We start from the raw sequence: 18,803 nt of genomic DNA, 5'->3' as shown, positions 1-18,803 counted from the left end.
CGTACGCGCACCCGGTGCGCGGGAGATCATTGGCGAAGGGCGGCAGGACGCCGACCCTTTCGAGGCCGCATCAATTCTACGACCTTTCGAGCCGCCTCGCCGACGTCACGGTTCACGACCTGGTGATCGAACTCGTCGACGGCGGCCAATTCGACCTTCGCGGTCTCGAGTCGGCGCTGCTGTTCGGACGGGCTCTCCGTGCCGCGACCGACGAGTCGCCGAACCAGTTCGTCCCACGTCGGCGGCAGCAGGAACACGAGCGTCGCCTCGGGCATCGCACGGCGAACCGACCGGGCGCCCTGGATGTCGATCTCGAGCAGGACGCTGTCGCCCGCGGCGATCGCCGCCTCCACGGGGCCCCGGGGCGTGCCGTAGCGGTACGCGTTGTGCACGGTCGCCCACTCGAGCAGTTCGCCTGCCTCGATCATGCGATCGAACTCCGCGTCGTCGACGAAGAAGTAGTGCTCTCCGTCGACTTCGCCGGGTCGCGGCGCACGGGTGGTCGCCGACACCGAGAGCTTGACCTCGGGATGCCTCGCCCGGATGTGTGCGGCGACGGTCCCCTTGCCGACCGCGGTCGGGCCGGCGAGCACGACGAGTCGATCGCCCGTGCCGCCGTGCGCCTGCACCCACTCGGCGACGAACTCGCGGAGCCGACGCCGCTGCAAGCGGCCGAGGCCGCCGAGGCGCTTCGAGTCGGCGATCGCGAGGCTCGCCATGATGCGCGCCGTCTTCGTCTCGCCGATCGCGGGGATCGAGTTCAGGAACTCGGTCGCCCGCAATCGCCCCTCGATGCCCTCGGGCTCTTCGAACGCCGCGCGCAGGACGTCGAGCGGGCTGCGCTCCCCCGCGGCGACGGCGTTCTTGACGGTCGCGCGAGCGCGGCGGGCTGCGACGGCTGCGCGGGACGCCGCGACACGATCGACCTCGGGCGGGGTGCGGACGATGTCGGTCATGCCGCCGCCACCTCGTCGACGCGGCGGGCGATGCGATCGGCGATGCCGTCGGGCCCCGCGTCGAGGATCGAGCGCGACTCGCTCACGATCACCCCGGCCGAAAGCGCGCCGAAGATCGCACGCGTCTCGGACGGCTGGGCGCCCTGGGCGCCGAAGCCCGGTGCGAGCACCGGAACGACCGGCCCGTCGGGCGGCGACTGACGATCGATGCCGAAGTCCTCGAGCCGAAGCGTCGCGCCGATGACGACGCCCGCGGAGCCGAACGTCTTCGCGCTCGCGTCGGGCTGCGCGGCGTTGATCCCCGCGACGCCCGAGAGCATCGCCGCGGCGACGGTCGAACCGGCGCGGCTCGACGACTGGAGGACGGCCTGCTGCACGGCGGCGGCCTCGGGGTTCGACGTCGCGGCGAGCACGAATGCGCCCTTTCCGCGATCGACCGCGTACTGGAGCGTCGAGGCGAGGGAGCCGAGCCCGAGGTACGGCGACAGGGTGATCGCGTCGACCTCGAGTGGAGCGCCCGGCGTCAGCCAGGCCTGCCCGTACGCCTCGACCGTGGAGCCGATGTCACCGCGCTTCACGTCGCCGATCACGATGAGCCCGGCGTCGCGGGCACGCGCCAGCACGCGCTCGAGCGCCGCGTAGCCCGCGGCGCCGTGGCGCTCGAAGAACGAGATCTGCGGCTTCACGATCCCGACGCGCCCGAAGGCGGCGTCGACGACGCGGAGTCCGAACTCGCGGACCCCGTCGGCGGAGTCGTCGAGACCCCACTGGTCGAGGAGACCCGCGTGCGGGTCGATCCCGACGCAGAGTCGCCCGCGCTCGGTGAAGGCCTGTTCGAGGCGAGCCCCGAAGGGCACCTGTTCGCCCGCGGTCACGCGACCACCTCGCGGAGGCGCGCGTACTCCTGGAGGCTCGTCACCTCGAACCCGTCCGTCCCCGCATCGAGCGAGGCGACGGCAGCCGACAGTTCGGCGATCGTCGTGAAGAGCGGGATGTCGGCGGCGACGGCGGCGGCGCGGATCTCGTAACCGTCGGCTCGCGCCGTGCGACCGCTCGGCGTGTTCACGACGATGTCGACCTCACCGCGGTCGATGAGCTCGACGACGCTCGTCGCGTCGTCGGTCGGCTTGTCGTGGAACTTGAGCACGACGTCGGCGAGGATGCCGTTGCGGCGCAGCACCTCGGCCGTGCCCTCGGTCGCGGTGATGCGGAATCCGAGGTGCTGCATGCGGAGGATCGGCATGATGATGGAGCGCTTGTCGCGGTCGGAGACCGAAACGAACACCGTGCCGCCGGTCGGCATGCCGCCGTACGCGGCGAGCTGGCTCTTCGCGAACGCCGTCGGGAAGTCGCGGTCGATGCCCATGACCTCGCCCGTCGAACGCATCTCGGGCCCCAGCACGGAGTCGACCATGATGCCCTCGCGCGTGCGGAAGCGGTGGAAGGGCAGCACGGCCTCCTTGACGGCCACGGGCGCGTCGAGCGGGACACGCGAGCCGTCGTTCGCCGGGAGGAGACCCTCTTCGACGAGTTCGGCGACCGTCGAGCCCGTCATGATGCGGCTCGCGGCCTTGGCGAGCGGAATGCCGAGCGCCTTCGACACGAAGGGCACCGTGCGGCTCGCGCGCGGGTTCGCCTCGAGCACGTAGAGCACGCCCGCGCCGATCGCGAACTGCACGTTGAGCAGGCCCTTGACGCCGATGCCCTCGGCGATCGCGCGCGTCGCCTCGCGCACCCGGTCGATCTCGGCGCGGCCGAGGGTCACGGGCGGGAGGGTGCAGCTCGAGTCGCCCGAGTGGACGCCCGCCTCTTCGATGTGCTCCATGACGCCGCCGATGTAGAGATCGGTGCCGTCGTAGAGGGCGTCGACGTCGATCTCGATCGCGTCGTCGAGGAACCGGTCGACGAGGAGCGGGTGGGTCGGCCCCACGATGCCCTGGCCTTCGATGCGCGAGAAGTAGTCGACGAGGTTCGCGGTGTCGTAGACGATCTCCATGCCGCGGCCGCCGAGCACGAAGCTCGGACGCACGAGCACGGGGTAGCCGATGCCCTCGGCCACATGCACCGCCGTCGCGAGGTCGGTCGCCGTACCGTTCTTCGGCGCGAGGAGGCCTGCGGCGTCGAGGATCGCGGAGAACTGCCCGCGCTCCTCGGCGAGGTCGATCGCCTCGGGGGTCGTGCCGAGGATCGGCACGCCCGCGGCCTCGAGGCCCTTCGCGAGGCCGAGTGCGGTCTGACCGCCGAGCTGGACGACGACGCCGACGAGCTCGCCCGACTGCGACTCGGCGTGGATGACCTCGAGCACGTCTTCGAGGGTGAGCGGCTCGAAGTAGAGCCGGTCGCTCGTGTCGTAGTCGGTCGAGACCGTCTCGGGGTTGCAGTTGATCATGATCGTCTCGAACCCGGCGGCGCTCAGGGCGAATGAGGCGTGCACGCACGAGTAGTCGAACTCGACGCCCTGGCCGATGCGGTTCGGGCCAGAGCCGAGGATGACGACCTTCTTGCGGTCGCTCGGGGCGACCTCGGTCTCCTGGTCGTAGCTCGAGTAGTGGTACGGCGTGAGCGCAGGGAACTCCCCGCGCACGTGTCGACGGTCTTGTACACGGGGCGGATGCCGAGGATGTGACGAACTTCACGTGCATCCGCTTCGCTCCCGAAGCCGCGAAGTTCGGCGATCTGGGCGTCGGAGAAGCCGTGGTCCTTCGCGAGCACGAGGGTGTCGTGGTCGAGGGCGGGGGCGGATGCCACGTGGCTCGCGACCTCGTTGATGAGCACGATCTGGTCGAGGAACCACGGGTCGATCTTCGTCGCCTCGAACGCCTGCTCGATCGTGGCGCCCTTGCGGAGCGCTTGCTGCACCCACACGATGCGACCGTCGGTCGGGGTCTTCGAGAGCTCGAGGAGCTCCTCGACCGAACGCGGCTCCTCGCCCCAGTGGAAGCTCGACCCGCGCTTCTCGAGCGAGCGGAGCGCCTTCTGGAGCGCGGTCGAGAAGTTGCGGCCGATCGCCATCGCCTCGCCGACCGACTTCATGGTCGTCGTCAGCGTCGGGTCGGCGGCGGGGAACTTCTCGAACGCGAACCGCGGCACCTTGACGACGATGTAGTCGAGGGTCGGCTCGAACGAGGCCGGCGTGACACGCGTGATGTCGTTCGGGATCTCGTCGAGGCGATAGCCGATCGCGAGCTTCGCGGCGATCTTCGCGATCGGGAAGCCCGTGGCCTTCGATGCGAGCGCCGAGGAGCGGGAGACGCGAGGATTCATCTCGATGACGATGATGCGGCCGTCGGTGGGGTCGATGGCGAATTGGATGTTGCAGCCGCCCGTGTCGACGCCCACGGCGCGGATGATGTCGATGCCGACGTCGCGGAGCTTCTGGTACTCACGGTCGGTGAGGGTGAGCGCAGGCGCGACGGTGATCGAGTCGCCGGTGTGGACGCCGACGGGGTCGACGTTCTCGATCGAGCACACGACGACCGTGTTGTCGGCCGTGTCGCGCATGAGCTCGAGCTCGTATTCCTTCCAGCCGAGGATCGACTCCTCGAGGAGCACCTCGTTGGTGGGCGAATCGTGGAGCCCCGCGCCGCCGATGCGGCGGAGGTCTTCTTCGTTGTACGCGAAGCCCGAGCCGAGGCCGCCCATCGTGAAGCTCGGGCGGACGACGAGCGGATAGCCGAGTTCTTCGGCGCCGGCGAGCAGCTCGTCCATCGTGTGGCAGATGACCGACTTCGCGACATCCGCCCCGCATTCGAGAACGAGCTGCTTGAAGAGCTGGCGGTCCTCGCCCTTGCGGATCGCGTCGACCTTGGCGCCGATGAGCTCGACGCCGTGCTTGGCGAGGATGCCCGCCTCTTCGAGCGCGATCGCCGCGTTGAGGGCAGTCTGACCGCCCAGGGTCGGGAGGACCGCGTCGGGCGCTCCTTGATGATGATCGACTCGATGACCTCGGGGGTGATCGGCTCGACGTAGGTGGCGTCGGCGAAGTCGGGGTCGGTCATGATCGTGGCCGGGTTCGGGTTCACGAGGATGACTCGCACGCCCTCGGCTCGGAGCACGCGGCAGGCCTGGGTTCCCGAGTAGTCGAACTCGGCGGCCTGACCGATGACGATCGGGCCGGAGCCGATGACGAGGACGGAATTGATGTCGTCGCGCTTGGGCATCAGGCGTCGGACTCCTTGCTCGCGAGGACCATGTCGCGGAAACGGTCGAAGAGGTAGTTGGCGTCGTGCGGGCCGGCCGCCGACTCGGGGTGGTACTGGACGCTGAACGCGGGGATGTCGAGGCAGTTGAGGCCCTCGACGACGTCGTCGTTGAGGTCGACGTGGCTGACCTCGACTCGGCCGAAGCCCTGGCTCGACTCGCTCACCTCGCCGATGGGCGCGGCGACGGCGAAGCCGTGGTTGTGCGCCGTGATCTCGACGCGGCCGGTGGCCTTGTCGAGCACAGGCTGGTTGATGCCGCGGTGCCCGAACGGCAGTTTGTAGGTCTCGTAGCCGAGCGCGCGTCCGAGGAGCTGGTTGCCGAAGCAGATGCCGAAGTACGGTCGGCCGTCGCGGAGCGACTCGCGGAGGAGCTCGACGTGGCGATCGGACGCACTGGGGTCGCCCGGGCCGTTCGAGAAGAACAGCGCGTCGGGTTCGAGCGCGCGGATCTCGTCGATCGTGACGGTCTGCGGCACGACGTGCACGTCGAAGCCGCGCTCGGCGAGGAAGTGCAGGGTCGATGCTTTGACGCCGAGGTCGAGGACGGCGACGGAGCCGACGCGCTCGCCCTGGGCGGGAAGCGAGTAGGGCTCTGCGGTCGAGACGGCGCCCGAGAGGTTCTGGCCCGCCATCTCGGCGCCGCTCCGCACGAGGTCGAGCTGTTCCCCTGCGCTCAGCGCGGCGTCGGCCCCCGAGAAGATGCCGGCGCGCATGGCGCCCGCCGACCGGATGTGGCGGGTGACGGCACGCGTGTCGATGCCCGAGATGCCGACGACGCCCGACGCAACGAGGTCGTCGTCGAGGCTGCGCTGGGCGCGGAAGTTCGAGACCACGCGGGAGGGGTCGCGCACGATGTACCCGGCGACCCAGATGCGCGCCGACTCCTCGTCTTCGGAGTTCATGCCCGTGTTGCCGATGTGCGGTGCGGTCTGCAGCACGATCTGTCCGGCGTACGACGGGTCGGTCAGCGTCTCTTGGTAGCCCGTCATGCCGGTCGCGAAGACGGCCTCGCCGAGGGTGCGGCCACGGGCGCCATACGCCCGGCCCTCGAATCTCGTGCCGTCCTCCAGGACCAGCACGGCCGGCTCGGCGGCCAGGGGCGTCGCCTCAGTCATTCGTGATCTCGCTCTCTGCGTCGGGCCGCGGCGCGGGGCGCCAGGCGGCGAGTTCGTGGACGGCTGCGATGATGCGGCCGGTGTCGCCCGGGTCACGGGCGCGAAGGTAGCTGTCGACCTGCACGGGTTCGGCCTCGGGGTCGGTGCCCGCGATGATCCAGGTCAGGGCGACGAGCCCGTCGGGCTCGACGCCGCGGTCGATCGCGTAGGTCGCCGCTCCGGCGTCGACGATTCGGTCGGCGGGGAGGAAGCTCGGCTCGACCTCGCCCGCGATGCGGAGCAGCACGCCCTCGGCGTGCACTTCGAGCCGGCCCGCGCCGCGGAACGCGAGCCCGCGCACGGCGAGCCGTTCGAGCGGGGTCTCGGCGAAGGTCGTCGCGACGTACAGGATCTCGGCGTCGATGTCGGGCGTCGAAAGGTCGGCCGGAACCGGGTACGCCGTCAGTTCGGCGTCGCGCTCGGTGCGGCGTCGCCAACTGCGCCACATGAGGAAGACCGCGCCGCCGACGAGCACGACGCCGAAGAGGATGCCGAAGAACTCACCCATTCGAGACCCCCGTGCGCGAAGCGGCGGATGCCTCGGCCGCGAACGATGCCGCAAGCGCGGCGATCTCGGCCGCGCCCCGAACCTGTCCGTCGGCGACGGTCGCGTAGCCCTGGTGGAAGGTCCAGAGCACCTGCCCGGGGAGCGTGCGCCCGAGGTAGGGCGAGTTGACGCTCTTGCCCGCGAGGCGTTCGAGACCGAACTCGGCGGACGCGGTCGGGTCGAGGAGGGTGAGCTCGGCGGGCTGACCGGCTGCGAGCGGGGTGCCGTGCCCGGCCAGCCGCCCGATGCGAGCGGGCGTCGCGCTCATGACGCGCGCGACATCCGCCCAATCGAAGCGCCCCGTGTCGACCATCGTCTGCTGCACGACCGCGAGCGCGGACTCGAGCCCGACCATGCCGTTCGCGGCTTGGTCCCACTCGCATTCCTTGGCCTCGACGGGGTGCGGGGCGTGGTCGGTCGCGACGATGTCGATCGTGCCGTCGGCGAGGGCGTCGCGAAGGGCCTCGACGTCCTCGGCACGACGGAGCGGCGGGTTCACCTTGTAGCGCGCGTCGTAGGTCGCGACGAGCTCTTCGGTGAGGAGGAGGTGGTGGGGCGTCACTTCGGCGGTGACCTGGATGCCGCGCGCCTTCGCCCAGCGCACGACCTCGATCGATCCGGCGGTCGAGAGGTGGCAGACGTGCAGGCGCGAGCCGACGTGCTCGGCGAGGAGGACGTCGCGCGCGATGATCGACTCCTCGGCGACGGCGGGCCAGCCCGCGAGTCCGAGTTCGCCCGAGAGCGCGCCCTCGTTCATCTGCGCACCCTGGGTGAGCCGCGGCTCTTGCGCGTGCTGGGCGATGACGCCGTCGAAGGCCTTGACGTACTCGAGGGCGCGGCGCATGAGCAGCGGGTCGGCGACGCAGAAGCCGTCGTCGCTGAAGACGCGGACGTTCGCACGCGAGCGGGCCATGGCGCCGAGCTCGGCGAGCTGCTCGCCCTTGAGGCCGACGGTCACGGCGCCGATGGGCTGCACGGTCGCGTAGCCGGCATCGCGACCGAGGCTCGCCTCTTGTTCCACGACTCCGGCGTTGTCGGCGACGGGCGATGTGTTCGCCATCGCGAAGACGACCGTGTAGCCGCCCGCCGCAGCGGCCTGCGTGCCCGTGAGGACGGTCTCGCTCTGCTCGTACCCGGGCTCCCGCAGGTGCGTGTGGAGGTCGACGAGCCCCGGGAGCGCGATGAGGCCGTTCGCGTCGATGCGCTCCGCGCCCGAGACATCCGCGATGCTGCCGACCTCGACGATCACGCCGCCGTCGAGGAGCAGGTCTGCGCGCTCGCCCGAGGGCAGGGTCGCGCCAGAGATGAGGGTGCGCCGGGTCATGCCTCGCTCCGTTCTCCGGACAGCAGCAGATAGAGGGCGGCCATTCTCACTGATACTCCGTTCGCGACCTGCTCGCGCACCGTGGACTGCGGCGAATCGGCGACGCGCGCAGCGATCTCGAGGCCTCGGTTCATCGGGCCGGGGTGCATGACCATCGTAGTGTCCGCAACCTGGGCGAACCTGGCATCGTCGAGACCCCAGGTACGTGCGTATTCGCGGCTGTTCGGGAAAAACGCGCCCTGCATGCGCTCCGCCTGGACGCGGAGCATCATGACGACGTCGGGCTTCTGCGCGAGCGCGGCGTCGAGGTCGTAGGTGATCTCGGCGGGCCACGCGGCCGTCGAGACGGGCAGCAGGGTGGGCGGCGCGACGAGCGTCACATGGGCGCCCAGCGTCGCGAGGAGCCACACGTTCGAGCGCGCCACGCGCGAGTGCAGGATGTCTCCGACGATGACGCCCCGGACGCCGTCGAGGTCGCGCCCGCGCGACGCGGTGCCGTGGAGTCGGCGACGGATCGTGAACGCGTCGAGGAGCGCCTGGGTGGGGTGCTCGTGCGTGCCGTCGCCCGCGTTGACGACGCCCGCGTCGATCCACCCGCTCGTCGCGAGCAGCTGCGGCGCACCCGAGGACGGGTGCCGGATGACGACGCCGTCGGCGCCCATCGCCTGCAGGGTCTGCGCGGTGTCCTTCAGGCTCTCGCCCTTCGAGACACTCGAGCCCTTGGCGCTGAAGTTGATGACGTCGGCCGAGAGCCGCTTGGCCGCGGCCTCGAACGAGATGCGGGTGCGCGTCGAGTCTTCGAAGAAGAGGTTGACGACGGTCTTGCCGCGGAGCGTCGGGAGCTTCTTGACCTCGCGGTCCTGGACGGCGGCCATGTCTTCCGCGATGTCGAGGAGTGCGATCGCGTCGTCGCGCGAGAGGGTGCGCGTGTCGAGGAGGTGCCTCATTCGTCGCCGCCTTCGATCGTGACGACGTCTTCGCCGTCGATCTCGTCGAGGTGCACGTTGATGCGCTCGTGCTTCGAGCTCGGGAGGTTCTTGCCCACGAAGTCGGCCCGGATCGGGTATTCGCGGTGGCCCCGGTCGACGAGCACGGCGAGGCGGACGGCCTTCGCGCGGCCGAGGTCGGCGAGGGCGTCGAGCGCGGCGCGGATCGTGCGGCCCGAGTAGAGCACGTCGTCGACGAGGACGACGGTCTTGCCGTCGATGCCGTCGGCGGGCAGCTCGGTCGGGTGCGGCGTGCGCGTGCGCGTGCGCCCGAGGTCGTCGCGGTACATCGTCACGTCGAGAGCGCCGGCGAGCTCTGCGGGCGACGGCGACGAGGGTTCGATGCGTGAGATGGTCTCGGCGATGCGGTGCGCGAGCGCGACTCCGCGAGTGGGGATGCCGAGTATGACGAGATCGGATGCTCCGCGATTGGATTCGAGGATCTCGTGCGAGATGCGGGTCAACGCCCGCGTGATGTCAGCCTGGTTGAGCACGGCGCGTGCCATCAGTCCGACTCCCTTCTGCGTCTCACAGGACGCCCTTAAAGGTGGTCGATTCGCTCAAGCCTATCAGCGGATGACCCGGCGCTTCGCCGTGCGTACGGCGCGCCCGCGAGGCATCCGGCGCACCTCGGGACATCCGCACCGCGCGACCGAGCGCGCAGAAGGGGCAGGATGCTTCGTGCGCATACTGCCCCTTCGTGAAGCCGCCGACCGGGGTTCACCGGCGCGCAGGCCCGCGGAGCACCTTCGAGGCGACGACGAGCGCCGCGGCGATGAGCACGACGTTCTTCACGATGTACTGGCCGAGGAGTGTCGGACCGGTCTCGGTGAAGAGCTCTCCCGGGAAGAACGCGATCGGCGAGAGGATCCCGACGAACGCGAGTGCGAGGACGACGAGGCCGACGCGGGCGAACTTGCCCGAGACGAGCAGCACGCCCGCGGTCGTCTCGATGATCGCCGTCAGGATGAGCGCGAGCTGCCCGCCGACGATGCCGAACGTCAGCACGCCCCACGTCTGCTCGACGAGCGACTCGAGCGGGCTCGCGCCCGGGATGAATTTGAGGGCGCCGAACACGACGAACACGAGGCCGAGCGAGACGCGCAGTGCGCCGACGCTCCACTTCTCGAGGAACGTCTTGAGTCCGGCCTCTGCGGCACGGAGCCGGTCGAAGATGCCGAACGTGACGGCGGGGACCGGCGGAAGGCCGACCGGTTGGATGCCGGGAGCGGCGGGGACAGAGGACATGGCAGGCTCCTTCCAGAGCGGGGAGATGGTGGATTTCGGGCGCCGCATCGGCACCGAGATCAGTGAACCGCCCCGCCGGTGACCCGGCATCGGTGTGGGCGCGCAACCTCGCTCAGTGCATGCGCTCGATCTCACTCAGGGCGCGCACCGAGAAACGGGCGACTGCCTCAGCTCTGCCCGCCCGACGTGATGAACGCGACGATCGCCTCGGTGTCGATCACGTCGCCGCGGTACGCGGTCCCGTTCACGATGAGCGTCGGCGTGCCCTGGATCGCCGAGATGTCGGCTCCTTCGATGCCCGCGAGCGCGGCGTCGTTGGACGCCTGGACCCACGCCGTATACGTCTCGGCGTCGACGCAGTCGCCGATGCCCGCGTCGACTCCGCCGTCCACGAGCACGCTCGTGATCTCGGCGTTCTCCAGCCCCGCGGTCCCCTCGGGCGGGATGGCGTCGTAGATCGCCTTGAGCGAGTCGAGCACGAGTTCGGGCTGTTCGACGGCGACGCAGGTGAGCGCCGATCCGGCGCGCGACGAGTAGCGGGTGCCCTGCGAAGCACGGTCGAGGAAGTTCATCGGGTGGAGTGAGTAGGTGATCGTGCCGTCGTCGACGAGCGCCGCGATCCGCTCGCCCGCGGCCTCCTCGAAGTGCCCGCAGACGGGGCAGCGCGGATCGAACCACAGGCGCACGTCGATGTCGCCGTCGCCCACGACGAGCGCGAAGTCGTCGAAGTGCGCGGCGCCTTCGACGCCCGTGGGCAGGTCGCCGGGTGCGACGGTCTGCGTCGCGCCGCCGCCGTTCCCGCCGCCGCTGGTGTCCCCGCCGCTTGCACAGCCTGCGAGCACCAGTGCCGCGACGAGAACTCCCGCCGCCGTGATCGATCGTCCCCACTTGCGCATCATCGCCCGACCCCCTGCACACGAGGCTACCTCGACGGGTCGAGCGCACGCGAGCGGTCGCGAACGCGAAACGGCGGCCCGACCGTGAGGTCGAGCCGCCGTTCGAGAACTGCGTGAGAGCGGAGGGACTCAGCCCTTCGAGTGCGAGATCGCCGCGAGGAGCCCGTTGACGAACCCTGCCGAGTCTTCGGTGGAGAGCACCGTGGCCGCCTCGACGGCCTCGGAGATCGCGACCGGGTCGGGCACCTCGTCGTTGTAGAGGATCTCCCACGCGCCGATACGGAGCAGGGCGCGGTCGACCGCGGGCATGCGCTCGAGCGTCCACCCGCGCGCATGCGTCGAGATGAGCTCGTCGATCTCTTCTGCGTGGTCGACGATGCCGTCGACGATCTCGCGCGCATAGAGCCAAGACGCCTGGCGCTCGGGCTCGCCCGCGGCACGCTCGGCCTCGGCGACGAGCACCTGTGCCACGGGCACCTGGCGCATGTCTGCCGAGTACAGCATGTCGAGGGCGCGCTTGCGCGCCTTCGTGCGGGCGCTCACTAGTCGTTCACGCGGCCGAGGTAGTCGCCCGTGCGGGTGTCGACCTTGACCTTCGTGCCGGTCTCGAGGAAGAGCGGCACCTGGATCTCGTAGCCGGTCTCGACGGTCGCGGGCTTCGTGCCGCCCGTCGAGCGGTCGCCCTGCAGGCCCGGCTCGGTGTACGTGATCTCGAGCACGACCGACGCGGGGAGGTCGACGTAGAGCGGGTTGCCGTTGTTGAGGGCGATCGTGACCTGCTGGTTCTCGAGCATGAAGTTCGCGGCGTCGCCGACGGTGGCCGCGGGGACGGTGATCTGGTCGTAGTCGGTCGCGTCCATGAAGACGAAGCCGTCGCCGTCGTTGTACAGGTAGGTGAAGTCGCGGCGGTCGACGTTCTCGATGTCGATCTTCGCGCCGGCGTTGTACGTGCGGTCGACGACCTTGCCCGAGACGACGTTCTTGAGCTTCGTGCGGACGAACGCACCGCCCTTGCCCGGCTTGACGTGCTGGAACTCGATGACGCTCCAGAGCTGTCCGTCGATGCTGAGGACGACGCCGTTCTTGATGTCTGCGGTCGATGCCATGAAGGGGTATTCCGTTCGTTGGAGGTGCAAGCGTGCGGGCACGCCGGAGGGCGTGCGACTGATCGAGTGTAGTCGACTCAGCCGTGAGGACGCAGAAGCCAGTCGATCGCGAGGCGGTACGACTCGGCTCCGAAGCCCGCGATGACACCGGAAGCCACCCCCGAGATCACGCTCGTGTGGCGGAACGTCTCACGCGTGTGCGGGTTCGAGAGGTGCACTTCGACGAGCGGGATGCCGGCTTGCTTCAGGAGCGCCGCAGCGTCGCGGAGCCCGTAGCTGTAGTGCGTGAACGCGGCCGGGTTGAGCACGACGGGCGTGCCCCGGTCGACGGCCTCGTGGATCCAGCCGATGAGCACGCCTTCGTCGTCGGTCTGGCGCAGGTCGATCACGACGTCGTCGGGCACGGATGCCTCGAGCTTCGCGCCGATGTCGGCGAGCGTGTCGCTCCCGTACACCTCGGGCTCACGCGAGCCCAGCCTGCCGAGGTTCGGTCCGTTGAGGACGAGGATCGTCGTGGTCACGCGGAAAGCCTAGCGGCGAGGCATCCGACACGTCCGTCGCCGCTCACGAGGCGATCTCTTGGTACGCGGCGAAGAGCAGCGACGTGTCGGGCGCGTGCATGACCGTGGGCTTCGCGAGGTCGTCGAGCACGATGAAGCGCAACTGCCCCGCGCGCGCCTTCTTGTCGCGCTGCATCGTCGCGAGGAGGGTGTTCCAGCGGCCCGCCGGGTAGCTGGTCGGCAGGCTCAGCAGGTCGAGCACGCGCTTGTGGCGGTCGGCGACCTCGTCGGAGAGCCGCCCCGAGAGCCGCGCGAGCTCGGCGACGAACGCCATCCCGACGCCGATCGCGGCGCCGTGACGCCACTGGTAGCGCTCGGCGTGTTCGACGGCGTGCCCGAGCGTGTGCCCGTAGTTCAGGATCTCGCGCAGGCCCGCCTCTTTGAAGTCCTCGGAGACGACCTCTGCTTTCATGAGGATCGCGAGCTCGATCGCGCGCCGGAACTCGGGCGTCTGCGGGTCGGTCACGACGTCGACGTCGGCCTCGATGAGGTCGAGGATCTCGGGGTAGCGGATGAACCCCGCTTTCGCGACCTCGGCGAAGCCGGCGAGGATCTCGTTCTTCGGGAGGGTGTCGAGCAGTTCGAGGTCGCACAGCACTGCGGCGGGCTCGTGGAACGCCCCGACGAGGTTCTTGCCCTCGTTCGTGTTGATGCCGGTCTTGCCGCCGACGGCCGCGTCGACCATGCCGAGCACCGTCGTCGGCACCTGCACGATGCGCACTCCGCGGAGCCACGTCGCGGCGACGAATCCCGCGACGTCGGTCGCCGCTCCCCCGCCGAGGCCGACGATCGCGTCGGTGCGTGTGAAGTCGGCCTGGCCGAGGATCTGCCAGCAGAACGCCGCGACCTCGACGCGCTTGCCCGCCTCGGCGTCGGGGATCTCGGCGAGGATCACCTCGAAGCGGTCGACGAGCGCCTCGCGGATCGCCGTCGCCTTCGCGCCGAGCGTCGGCGGGTGCACGAGCAGCACCTTGCGTGCGCCGTCGCCGAGCGCGTCGCCGAGTTCGCCGACGACGCCGCGGCCGATGACGACGTCGTAGCCGGATGTCTCGGAGCCGACCCGGATGACGGTGCGGGAGGACGCGCCCTCGCCTTCGACCGTGAGTCGGCTCGACCCTGCCCGCGCCTCGTTCGTCGCGTCCTCGCTCATTCGGATGCTCCCAACCGCCCGGTGATGTCCTCGACGATCCGCGCGACCGGGCGGCGCGAGGTGTCGACGTCGATGTCGGCGAGTGCCGTGTACACGGGCTCGCGTTCGGCGAGGATCTGCGTCCAGCGCTCGATGCCGCCCTGCTCGAGCAGCGGCCTGCCGCCTCCCGCGAGCCGGGCTTCGACCGCGTCGGCATCCACACGCAGAAGCACGACCGTGACGGCCTGCAGCGTCTCGAGGTCGGTTCGCGTGTCGGGGTGCAGGACGGCCCCGCCGCCGAGCGCCACCACGGCCTGCTCGCGGATCGCCGCGGCGACCGCCTCGCGCTCGATCCGCCGGAATTCGTGCTCGCCGTCGCGCGCGAAGATCTCGGGGATCGGGCCGTGGCCGGCGACGATCCGCTGGTCGGTGTCGACGAACGGCAGGCCGAGTTCGGACGCGAGTCGGTGCCCGATCCGCGACTTGCCTGCGCCCATCGGCCCGATGAGCACGACGGTGCGTGCGGGGCGGACCGCGCCGGGTACCTGGTCGCGCCGCGTCTCAGACACGGTCGACGTCGGCCGTGCCCGCCGTGCGAAGCGCCTCAGGGATCGCGGCGAGGTAAGACTCGAGGTTGCGACGGGTCTCGCCGATCGAGTCGCCGCCGAACTTCTCGAGCACCGAGTTCGCGAGCACGAGCGCGACCATCGCCTCGGCGACGACGCCCGCGGCGGGCACCGCGCACACATCGGAGCGCTGGTGGTGCGCGGCTGCGGGCTCGCCCGTGGCGACGTCGACCGTCGGGAGCGAGTGCGGCACGGTGGCGATGGGCTTCATGCCCGCGCGGACGCGGAGCACCGTGCCCGTCGACATGCCGCCCTCGGTACCGCCCGCACGATCGCTGGTGCGCACGATCTGCCCGTCGGCCAAGTGCAGTTCGTCGTGCGCCTGTGACCCGCGGCGAGTCGTCGTGAGGAAGCCGTCGCCGACTTCGACGCCCTTGATCGCCTGGATGCCCATGAGCGCGCCCGCCAGCTGCGCATCGAGGCGGCGGTCCCAGTGGACGTACGACCCGAGCCCCGGCGGCAGGCCGTAGGCGAGCACCTCGACGACGCCTCCGAGGGTGTCGCCGGTCTTGTGTGCGTCGTCGATCTCGGCGACCATGAGCGCCGACGTGGCCTCGTCGAAGCAGCGCAGCGGATCGGCGTCGAGTCGGTCGACGTCGTCGGGCGTCGGCAGCGGCGAACCTTCGGGCACGCGGACGGGGCCGATCGAGAGCGTGTGGGCGACGAGGCGGATGCCGAGCTCGCCGAGGAACGCCCGTGCGACGGCACCGAGGGCGACGCGTGCCGCGGTCTCGCGCGCGCTCGCGCGCTCGAGCACAGGCCGCGCCTCGTCGAAGTCGTACTTCTGCATGCCCACGAGGTCGGCGTGACCCGGGCGGGGCCGGGTGAGGAGTGCGCCGCGCCCACGACCGAGCTTCGCGGGGTCGATGGGCTCGGGGCTCATCACCTCTTCCCACTTGGGCCATTCGGTGTTGCCGACGCGCAGGGCGACCGGGCCGCCCATCGTGAGACCGTGGCGGACACCGCCCGAGAAGTCGAGTTCGTCTTGCTCGAACTTCATGCGCGCACCGCGGCCGTAGCCGAGTTTGCGGCGTGCGAGATCGGCGCGCACGGCGTCGAGCGAGACGGGGATGCCGGCGGGGAGACCCTCGATGATCGCGACCAGTTCGGGGCCGTGCGACTCACCGGCAGTGAGCCAACGAAGCATGGTTCCATCCTTCCACAGCGTGGGAAGCTCGCCCGACGCGTGACGTCGGGCGGTCACGGCGCGCTACGCGATCGCCGCGCGCATGGCCGCGAGCACGGATGCCTCGTCGGGAAGCTCCTCGAACGGATCCCCCAGCACGAAGATGCGGACCTGCAGAAGCGCTTGGTGCAGGAGCATCCCGAGCCCGTGGACGACCTCGCCGCCCGCCTCGCGCCACGAGCGCACGAGCGCCGACGGCCACGGATCGTAGGCGACCTCGAAGAGCAGCGACTCACGGCGGATCTCCTCGGATGCCTCGACGTCGATCACCGCTCCGCCCGCGAGGGCGCCGACGACCACGTCGACCGGGCGCGCAGTCACGAGCCCCTCCAGCGGATGCACCTCGACGACCGTGCCGCACTCCCGCCCGAGATCGACGAGGGAGTCCGCCCGTGCGGGCGTGCGCACGTACACGTCGACCGAGCGCGCGCCGAGGTCTGCGAGCGCGACGAGCGCCGAGGCCGCGGTGGCGCCGCCGCCTACGAGTGCTCCCCTGCCGACGGAACCGCGGCCGGCCTCGCCGAGTGCCCGGGCGAGCCCGTCGACGTCGGTGTTGAAGCCGAGGCGCCGACCGTCGTCGGTGAACCGCACGGTGTTGACCGCGCCGGTGAGGGCTGCGACGCGATCGAGTTCGTCGACGAGCGGGATGACGTCGACCTTGAGCGGCATCGTGAGCGAAAGGCCGCGCCACGAGGCATCCAGACCGTCGATGAGCCTGGGCAGATCGGCGCCGACCGCTTCCATCGCGGTGTACCGCCACGGCAGTCCGAGAACGGCGTAAGCGGCCGCGTGCAGCCGCGGACTCTTCGAGTGCGCGATCGGCGAGCCGAGCACGGCGAGGTTCCGCGGCACGCGCGGGTCGGGGAACGTCATCGGCTCAGTTGCCGTAGTCGGGGTGGTCTTCGAGCCACTGGTAGAAGCGCTCGGCGGCCGCCTCGTGGTCGTCGATGTTGTTCGTGAACACCGTCTCGCCCGTCGACGGGTCGACGGTCACGAAGTACAGCCAGTCGCCCGCTTCGGGGTTCAGTGCAGCCGCGATGGCCGCGGCACCCGGGTTGCCGATCGGCCCCGGCGGGAGTCCCGCGTGCACGTACGTGTTGTACGGGTTCGATTCGTCGGCACGCTCGGCGTCGGTCGTCGTGACGACCGAGTCGTCGCCGATGCCGTAGTGCACGGTCGAGTCGAACTGCAGGAGCATCCCCTGGTCGAGGCGGTTCTGGATGACGCGCGACACCTTGCCGAAGTCCTGCGGCAGCCCTTCGCGCTCGACGAGCGAGGCGATCGTCGCGACCCGCAGCCGGTCGTCGGGGGCGACGCCCGCGGCGTCGAATTCCTGCAGCGAGCGATCGATCATCGTCTGCACGACCTCTTGCGCGGTCACACCCGGGTTGAACGTGTAGGTCGCCGGGAAGAGGAAGCCCTCGACGCTCGTCGCCCCCGCAGGGAGCCCGAGCGCCTGCGGGTTCGAGGCGGCCGCCTGCAGGTCTTCGAGCGGAATGCTGAGCGCTGCGGATGCCTCGGCCAGGGCGTTCTTCGCCCAGATGCCCTCGCGGAGCAGGACCGTGTTCTCCATGCGGTTCGAGTCGTCGAGGAGCGCCGCGAGCGCCGACTTCGCGCTCATCTGCGACGCGAGCTTGAAGACGCCCGGGTAGAAGACCGCCTCTGTCGGCGATGCGTCGATCGCCTCGAGGAATGCCTTCTCGGACTTGACGACATCGTCGGCGACGAGCCGCTCGCCGATCGTGCCGCCGCTGTCGCCCTCGTGCACCTGGAAGAGCACCTCACCCGTCCCCTGGCCCGTGTAGTCGGGCGTGGGCTCGAACTTCGCCATGATCGACGCGATCGGCCCCTGGAGGAAGAAGAACGCGCCCGCGACGAGCGCTGCGACGACGAGCAGGCCGATGAGACAGCCCCAGGGTCCACGACGCTTGTGCGGCTTCTCGGGTTCGTGCGGGTCGTAGACGGATGACGCGGCCGCGCGCCGATCGGCGCGGCTCGGCCGCGCGGGGTCGACCGGCCCCGTTTCGGGCGAGACGAGCGACGCGAGCTCGGGATGCACGATGGGCGCCTCGTCGGGCGATGGTGCCTGGATGCCCGTGGAGGCATTCGCGAGCGCCTCGGCGGCCTCGGCTTCGGCCTGGCGCCGCTGCTCGGCCTCGCGCATCTCGCGCCGGGTCATCGGCTGGCCCGAGGGTCCGGTCGTGGACGCCGTGGGCGCGCCCGCAGGCACGACGCCGGGCATGCCGGACTGCGGCGCCTCCGGCAACGGCTGCACGGCCGCGGTCGGACCGGTCTGCGTCGCGGTCGCACGGCGACGGAGATCGCCGTTCAGCAGCGCGTGCCAGTCGGAGGTCGCTCGGTCGTCCTGCGGTTCGCGGGGCTCAGAGGGGAACTGAGTCACAGGGATGGGGACCCTTCGTCGGGGGTGAGCACCCGTCCGGGTGCGGCACCCGACGCACGTTCGGCGTCGAGTGCATGTTGCAGAATGATAACGGCTGCGGCTTGATCGACAATGGGACGTTGCTGGCGAGCCTTCTTCCCGGCGGCACGGAGGTGCTGCTGCGCCGTCACGGTCGACATGCGCTCGTCGACCAGGCGAACGGGTCGCTGCTCCCCCGCAGCGGCCGCGAGTCGACCCGCGAAGGCGACGGCGTCGTCGGTCGAGGGCGTCGCCGCCCCCGACAGCGAGAGCGGATGTCCCACGACGAACTCGAACGCGTCGTACTCGTCGGCGATCGCGAGGATGCGACGGATGTCGTCATCGCCTTCGGCGCTGCGTGCGACGGTCTCGACGGGAACCGCGAGGATCGCACCCGAGTCGCTCCGGGCTATGCCGACCCGCGCCCGACCGACGTCGACGCCGAGCCGGACACCGGAACGCAT

General features: G+C 70.4%; 18 protein-coding genes and 1 pseudogene. All 19 read right to left on the bottom strand.

What is annotated here, in order from left to right; all coding sequences use genetic code 11:
* Positions 1 to 26: 26 nt before the first annotated feature.
* The gene (gene gmk / locus ET445_RS11810; protein WP_129191473.1) at positions 27 to 956 is read right to left on the bottom strand and encodes a guanylate kinase; all 930 of its coding nucleotides are present in this window, start codon (positions 954 to 956) and stop codon (positions 27 to 29) included.
* Positions 953 to 1,831 carry an orotidine-5'-phosphate decarboxylase gene (pyrF, locus tag ET445_RS11805; RefSeq protein WP_208008392.1) on the bottom strand — a complete coding sequence of 293 codons (879 nt, stop codon included), beginning with the start codon at positions 1,829 to 1,831 and terminating at the stop codon, positions 953 to 955. Before pyrF ends, gmk begins: the two co-directional genes overlap by 4 nt.
* Positions 1,828 to 5,116: pseudogene (carB, locus tag ET445_RS11800) on the bottom strand (carbamoyl-phosphate synthase large subunit). Before carB ends, pyrF begins: the two are co-directional and overlap by 4 nt.
* Positions 5,116 to 6,273, bottom strand: a complete 1,158-nt coding sequence (gene carA / locus ET445_RS11795) for a glutamine-hydrolyzing carbamoyl-phosphate synthase small subunit (protein ID WP_208008390.1) — start codon at positions 6,271 to 6,273, stop codon at positions 5,116 to 5,118. Before carA ends, carB begins: the two are co-directional and overlap by 1 nt.
* Positions 6,266 to 6,820 (bottom strand): PH-like domain-containing protein, encoded by a 555-nt coding sequence (locus ET445_RS11790; RefSeq protein WP_129191472.1) that lies wholly within the window; start codon positions 6,818 to 6,820, stop codon positions 6,266 to 6,268. The genes carA and ET445_RS11790 overlap by 8 nt, the downstream gene beginning before the upstream one ends.
* Positions 6,813 to 8,183 carry a dihydroorotase gene (locus ET445_RS11785; protein WP_129191471.1) on the bottom strand — a complete coding sequence of 457 codons (1,371 nt, stop codon included), beginning with the start codon at positions 8,181 to 8,183 and terminating at the stop codon, positions 6,813 to 6,815. Before ET445_RS11785 ends, ET445_RS11790 begins: the two co-directional genes overlap by 8 nt.
* On the bottom strand, positions 8,180 to 9,130 hold the full coding sequence (locus ET445_RS11780) for an aspartate carbamoyltransferase catalytic subunit (protein WP_129191470.1): 951 nt from the start codon (positions 9,128 to 9,130) through the stop codon (positions 8,180 to 8,182). The genes ET445_RS11785 and ET445_RS11780 overlap by 4 nt, the downstream gene beginning before the upstream one ends.
* Entirely contained in the window at positions 9,127 to 9,678 is a 552-nt protein-coding gene (gene pyrR, locus ET445_RS11775) for a bifunctional pyr operon transcriptional regulator/uracil phosphoribosyltransferase PyrR (RefSeq protein WP_129191469.1), read from the bottom strand. Before pyrR ends, ET445_RS11780 begins: the two co-directional genes overlap by 4 nt.
* A gap of 211 nt (positions 9,679 to 9,889) precedes the next feature.
* The gene (locus ET445_RS11770) at positions 9,890 to 10,417 is read right to left on the bottom strand and encodes a DoxX family membrane protein (RefSeq protein ID WP_129191468.1); all 528 of its coding nucleotides are present in this window, start codon (positions 10,415 to 10,417) and stop codon (positions 9,890 to 9,892) included.
* 167 nt (positions 10,418 to 10,584) lie between these two features.
* Positions 10,585 to 11,316 (bottom strand): DsbA family protein, encoded by a 732-nt coding sequence (locus ET445_RS11765; protein ID WP_129191467.1) that lies wholly within the window; start codon positions 11,314 to 11,316, stop codon positions 10,585 to 10,587.
* A gap of 126 nt (positions 11,317 to 11,442) precedes the next feature.
* Positions 11,443 to 11,856, bottom strand: a complete 414-nt coding sequence (nusB, locus tag ET445_RS11760; RefSeq protein WP_129191466.1) for a transcription antitermination factor NusB — start codon at positions 11,854 to 11,856, stop codon at positions 11,443 to 11,445.
* The gene (gene efp, locus ET445_RS11755) at positions 11,856 to 12,419 is read right to left on the bottom strand and encodes an elongation factor P (protein ID WP_129191465.1); all 564 of its coding nucleotides are present in this window, start codon (positions 12,417 to 12,419) and stop codon (positions 11,856 to 11,858) included. The genes nusB and efp overlap by 1 nt, the downstream gene beginning before the upstream one ends.
* A 77-nt stretch (positions 12,420 to 12,496) precedes the next feature.
* On the bottom strand, positions 12,497 to 12,940 hold the full coding sequence (locus ET445_RS11750) for a type II 3-dehydroquinate dehydratase (protein WP_208008387.1): 444 nt from the start codon (positions 12,938 to 12,940) through the stop codon (positions 12,497 to 12,499).
* A 43-nt stretch (positions 12,941 to 12,983) separates the two neighbouring features.
* Positions 12,984 to 14,129 carry a 3-dehydroquinate synthase gene (gene aroB / locus ET445_RS11745; protein WP_129191464.1) on the bottom strand — a complete coding sequence of 382 codons (1,146 nt, stop codon included), beginning with the start codon at positions 14,127 to 14,129 and terminating at the stop codon, positions 12,984 to 12,986.
* The gene (locus ET445_RS11740; protein WP_243695187.1) at positions 14,126 to 14,677 is read right to left on the bottom strand and encodes a shikimate kinase; all 552 of its coding nucleotides are present in this window, start codon (positions 14,675 to 14,677) and stop codon (positions 14,126 to 14,128) included. Before ET445_RS11740 ends, aroB begins: the two co-directional genes overlap by 4 nt.
* Positions 14,670 to 15,881: a chorismate synthase gene (gene aroC, locus ET445_RS11735; RefSeq protein WP_129191463.1), complete on the bottom strand. Its 1,212-nt coding sequence runs from the start codon at positions 15,879 to 15,881 to the stop codon at positions 14,670 to 14,672. Before aroC ends, ET445_RS11740 begins: the two co-directional genes overlap by 8 nt.
* Positions 15,882 to 15,944: 63 nt before the next feature.
* A complete protein-coding gene (locus ET445_RS11730; protein WP_129191462.1) occupies positions 15,945 to 16,793 on the bottom strand; it encodes a shikimate dehydrogenase in 849 nt (282 codons plus the stop codon).
* Positions 16,794 to 16,797: 4 nt separating this feature from the next.
* Positions 16,798 to 18,321, bottom strand: coding sequence for an endolytic transglycosylase MltG (mltG, locus tag ET445_RS11725; protein ID WP_129191461.1), 1,524 nt, complete (start codon positions 18,319 to 18,321; stop codon positions 16,798 to 16,800).
* On the bottom strand, positions 18,318 to 18,803 hold the full coding sequence (gene ruvX / locus ET445_RS11720) for a Holliday junction resolvase RuvX (protein ID WP_129191460.1): 486 nt from the start codon (positions 18,801 to 18,803) through the stop codon (positions 18,318 to 18,320). Before ruvX ends, mltG begins: the two co-directional genes overlap by 4 nt.

This window comes from Agromyces protaetiae (genome assembly GCF_004135405.1).
In the GTDB taxonomy this organism is placed as follows: domain Bacteria; phylum Actinomycetota; class Actinomycetes; order Actinomycetales; family Microbacteriaceae; genus Agromyces; species Agromyces protaetiae.
This window is presented reverse-complemented; position numbering and strand designations above follow the sequence as displayed.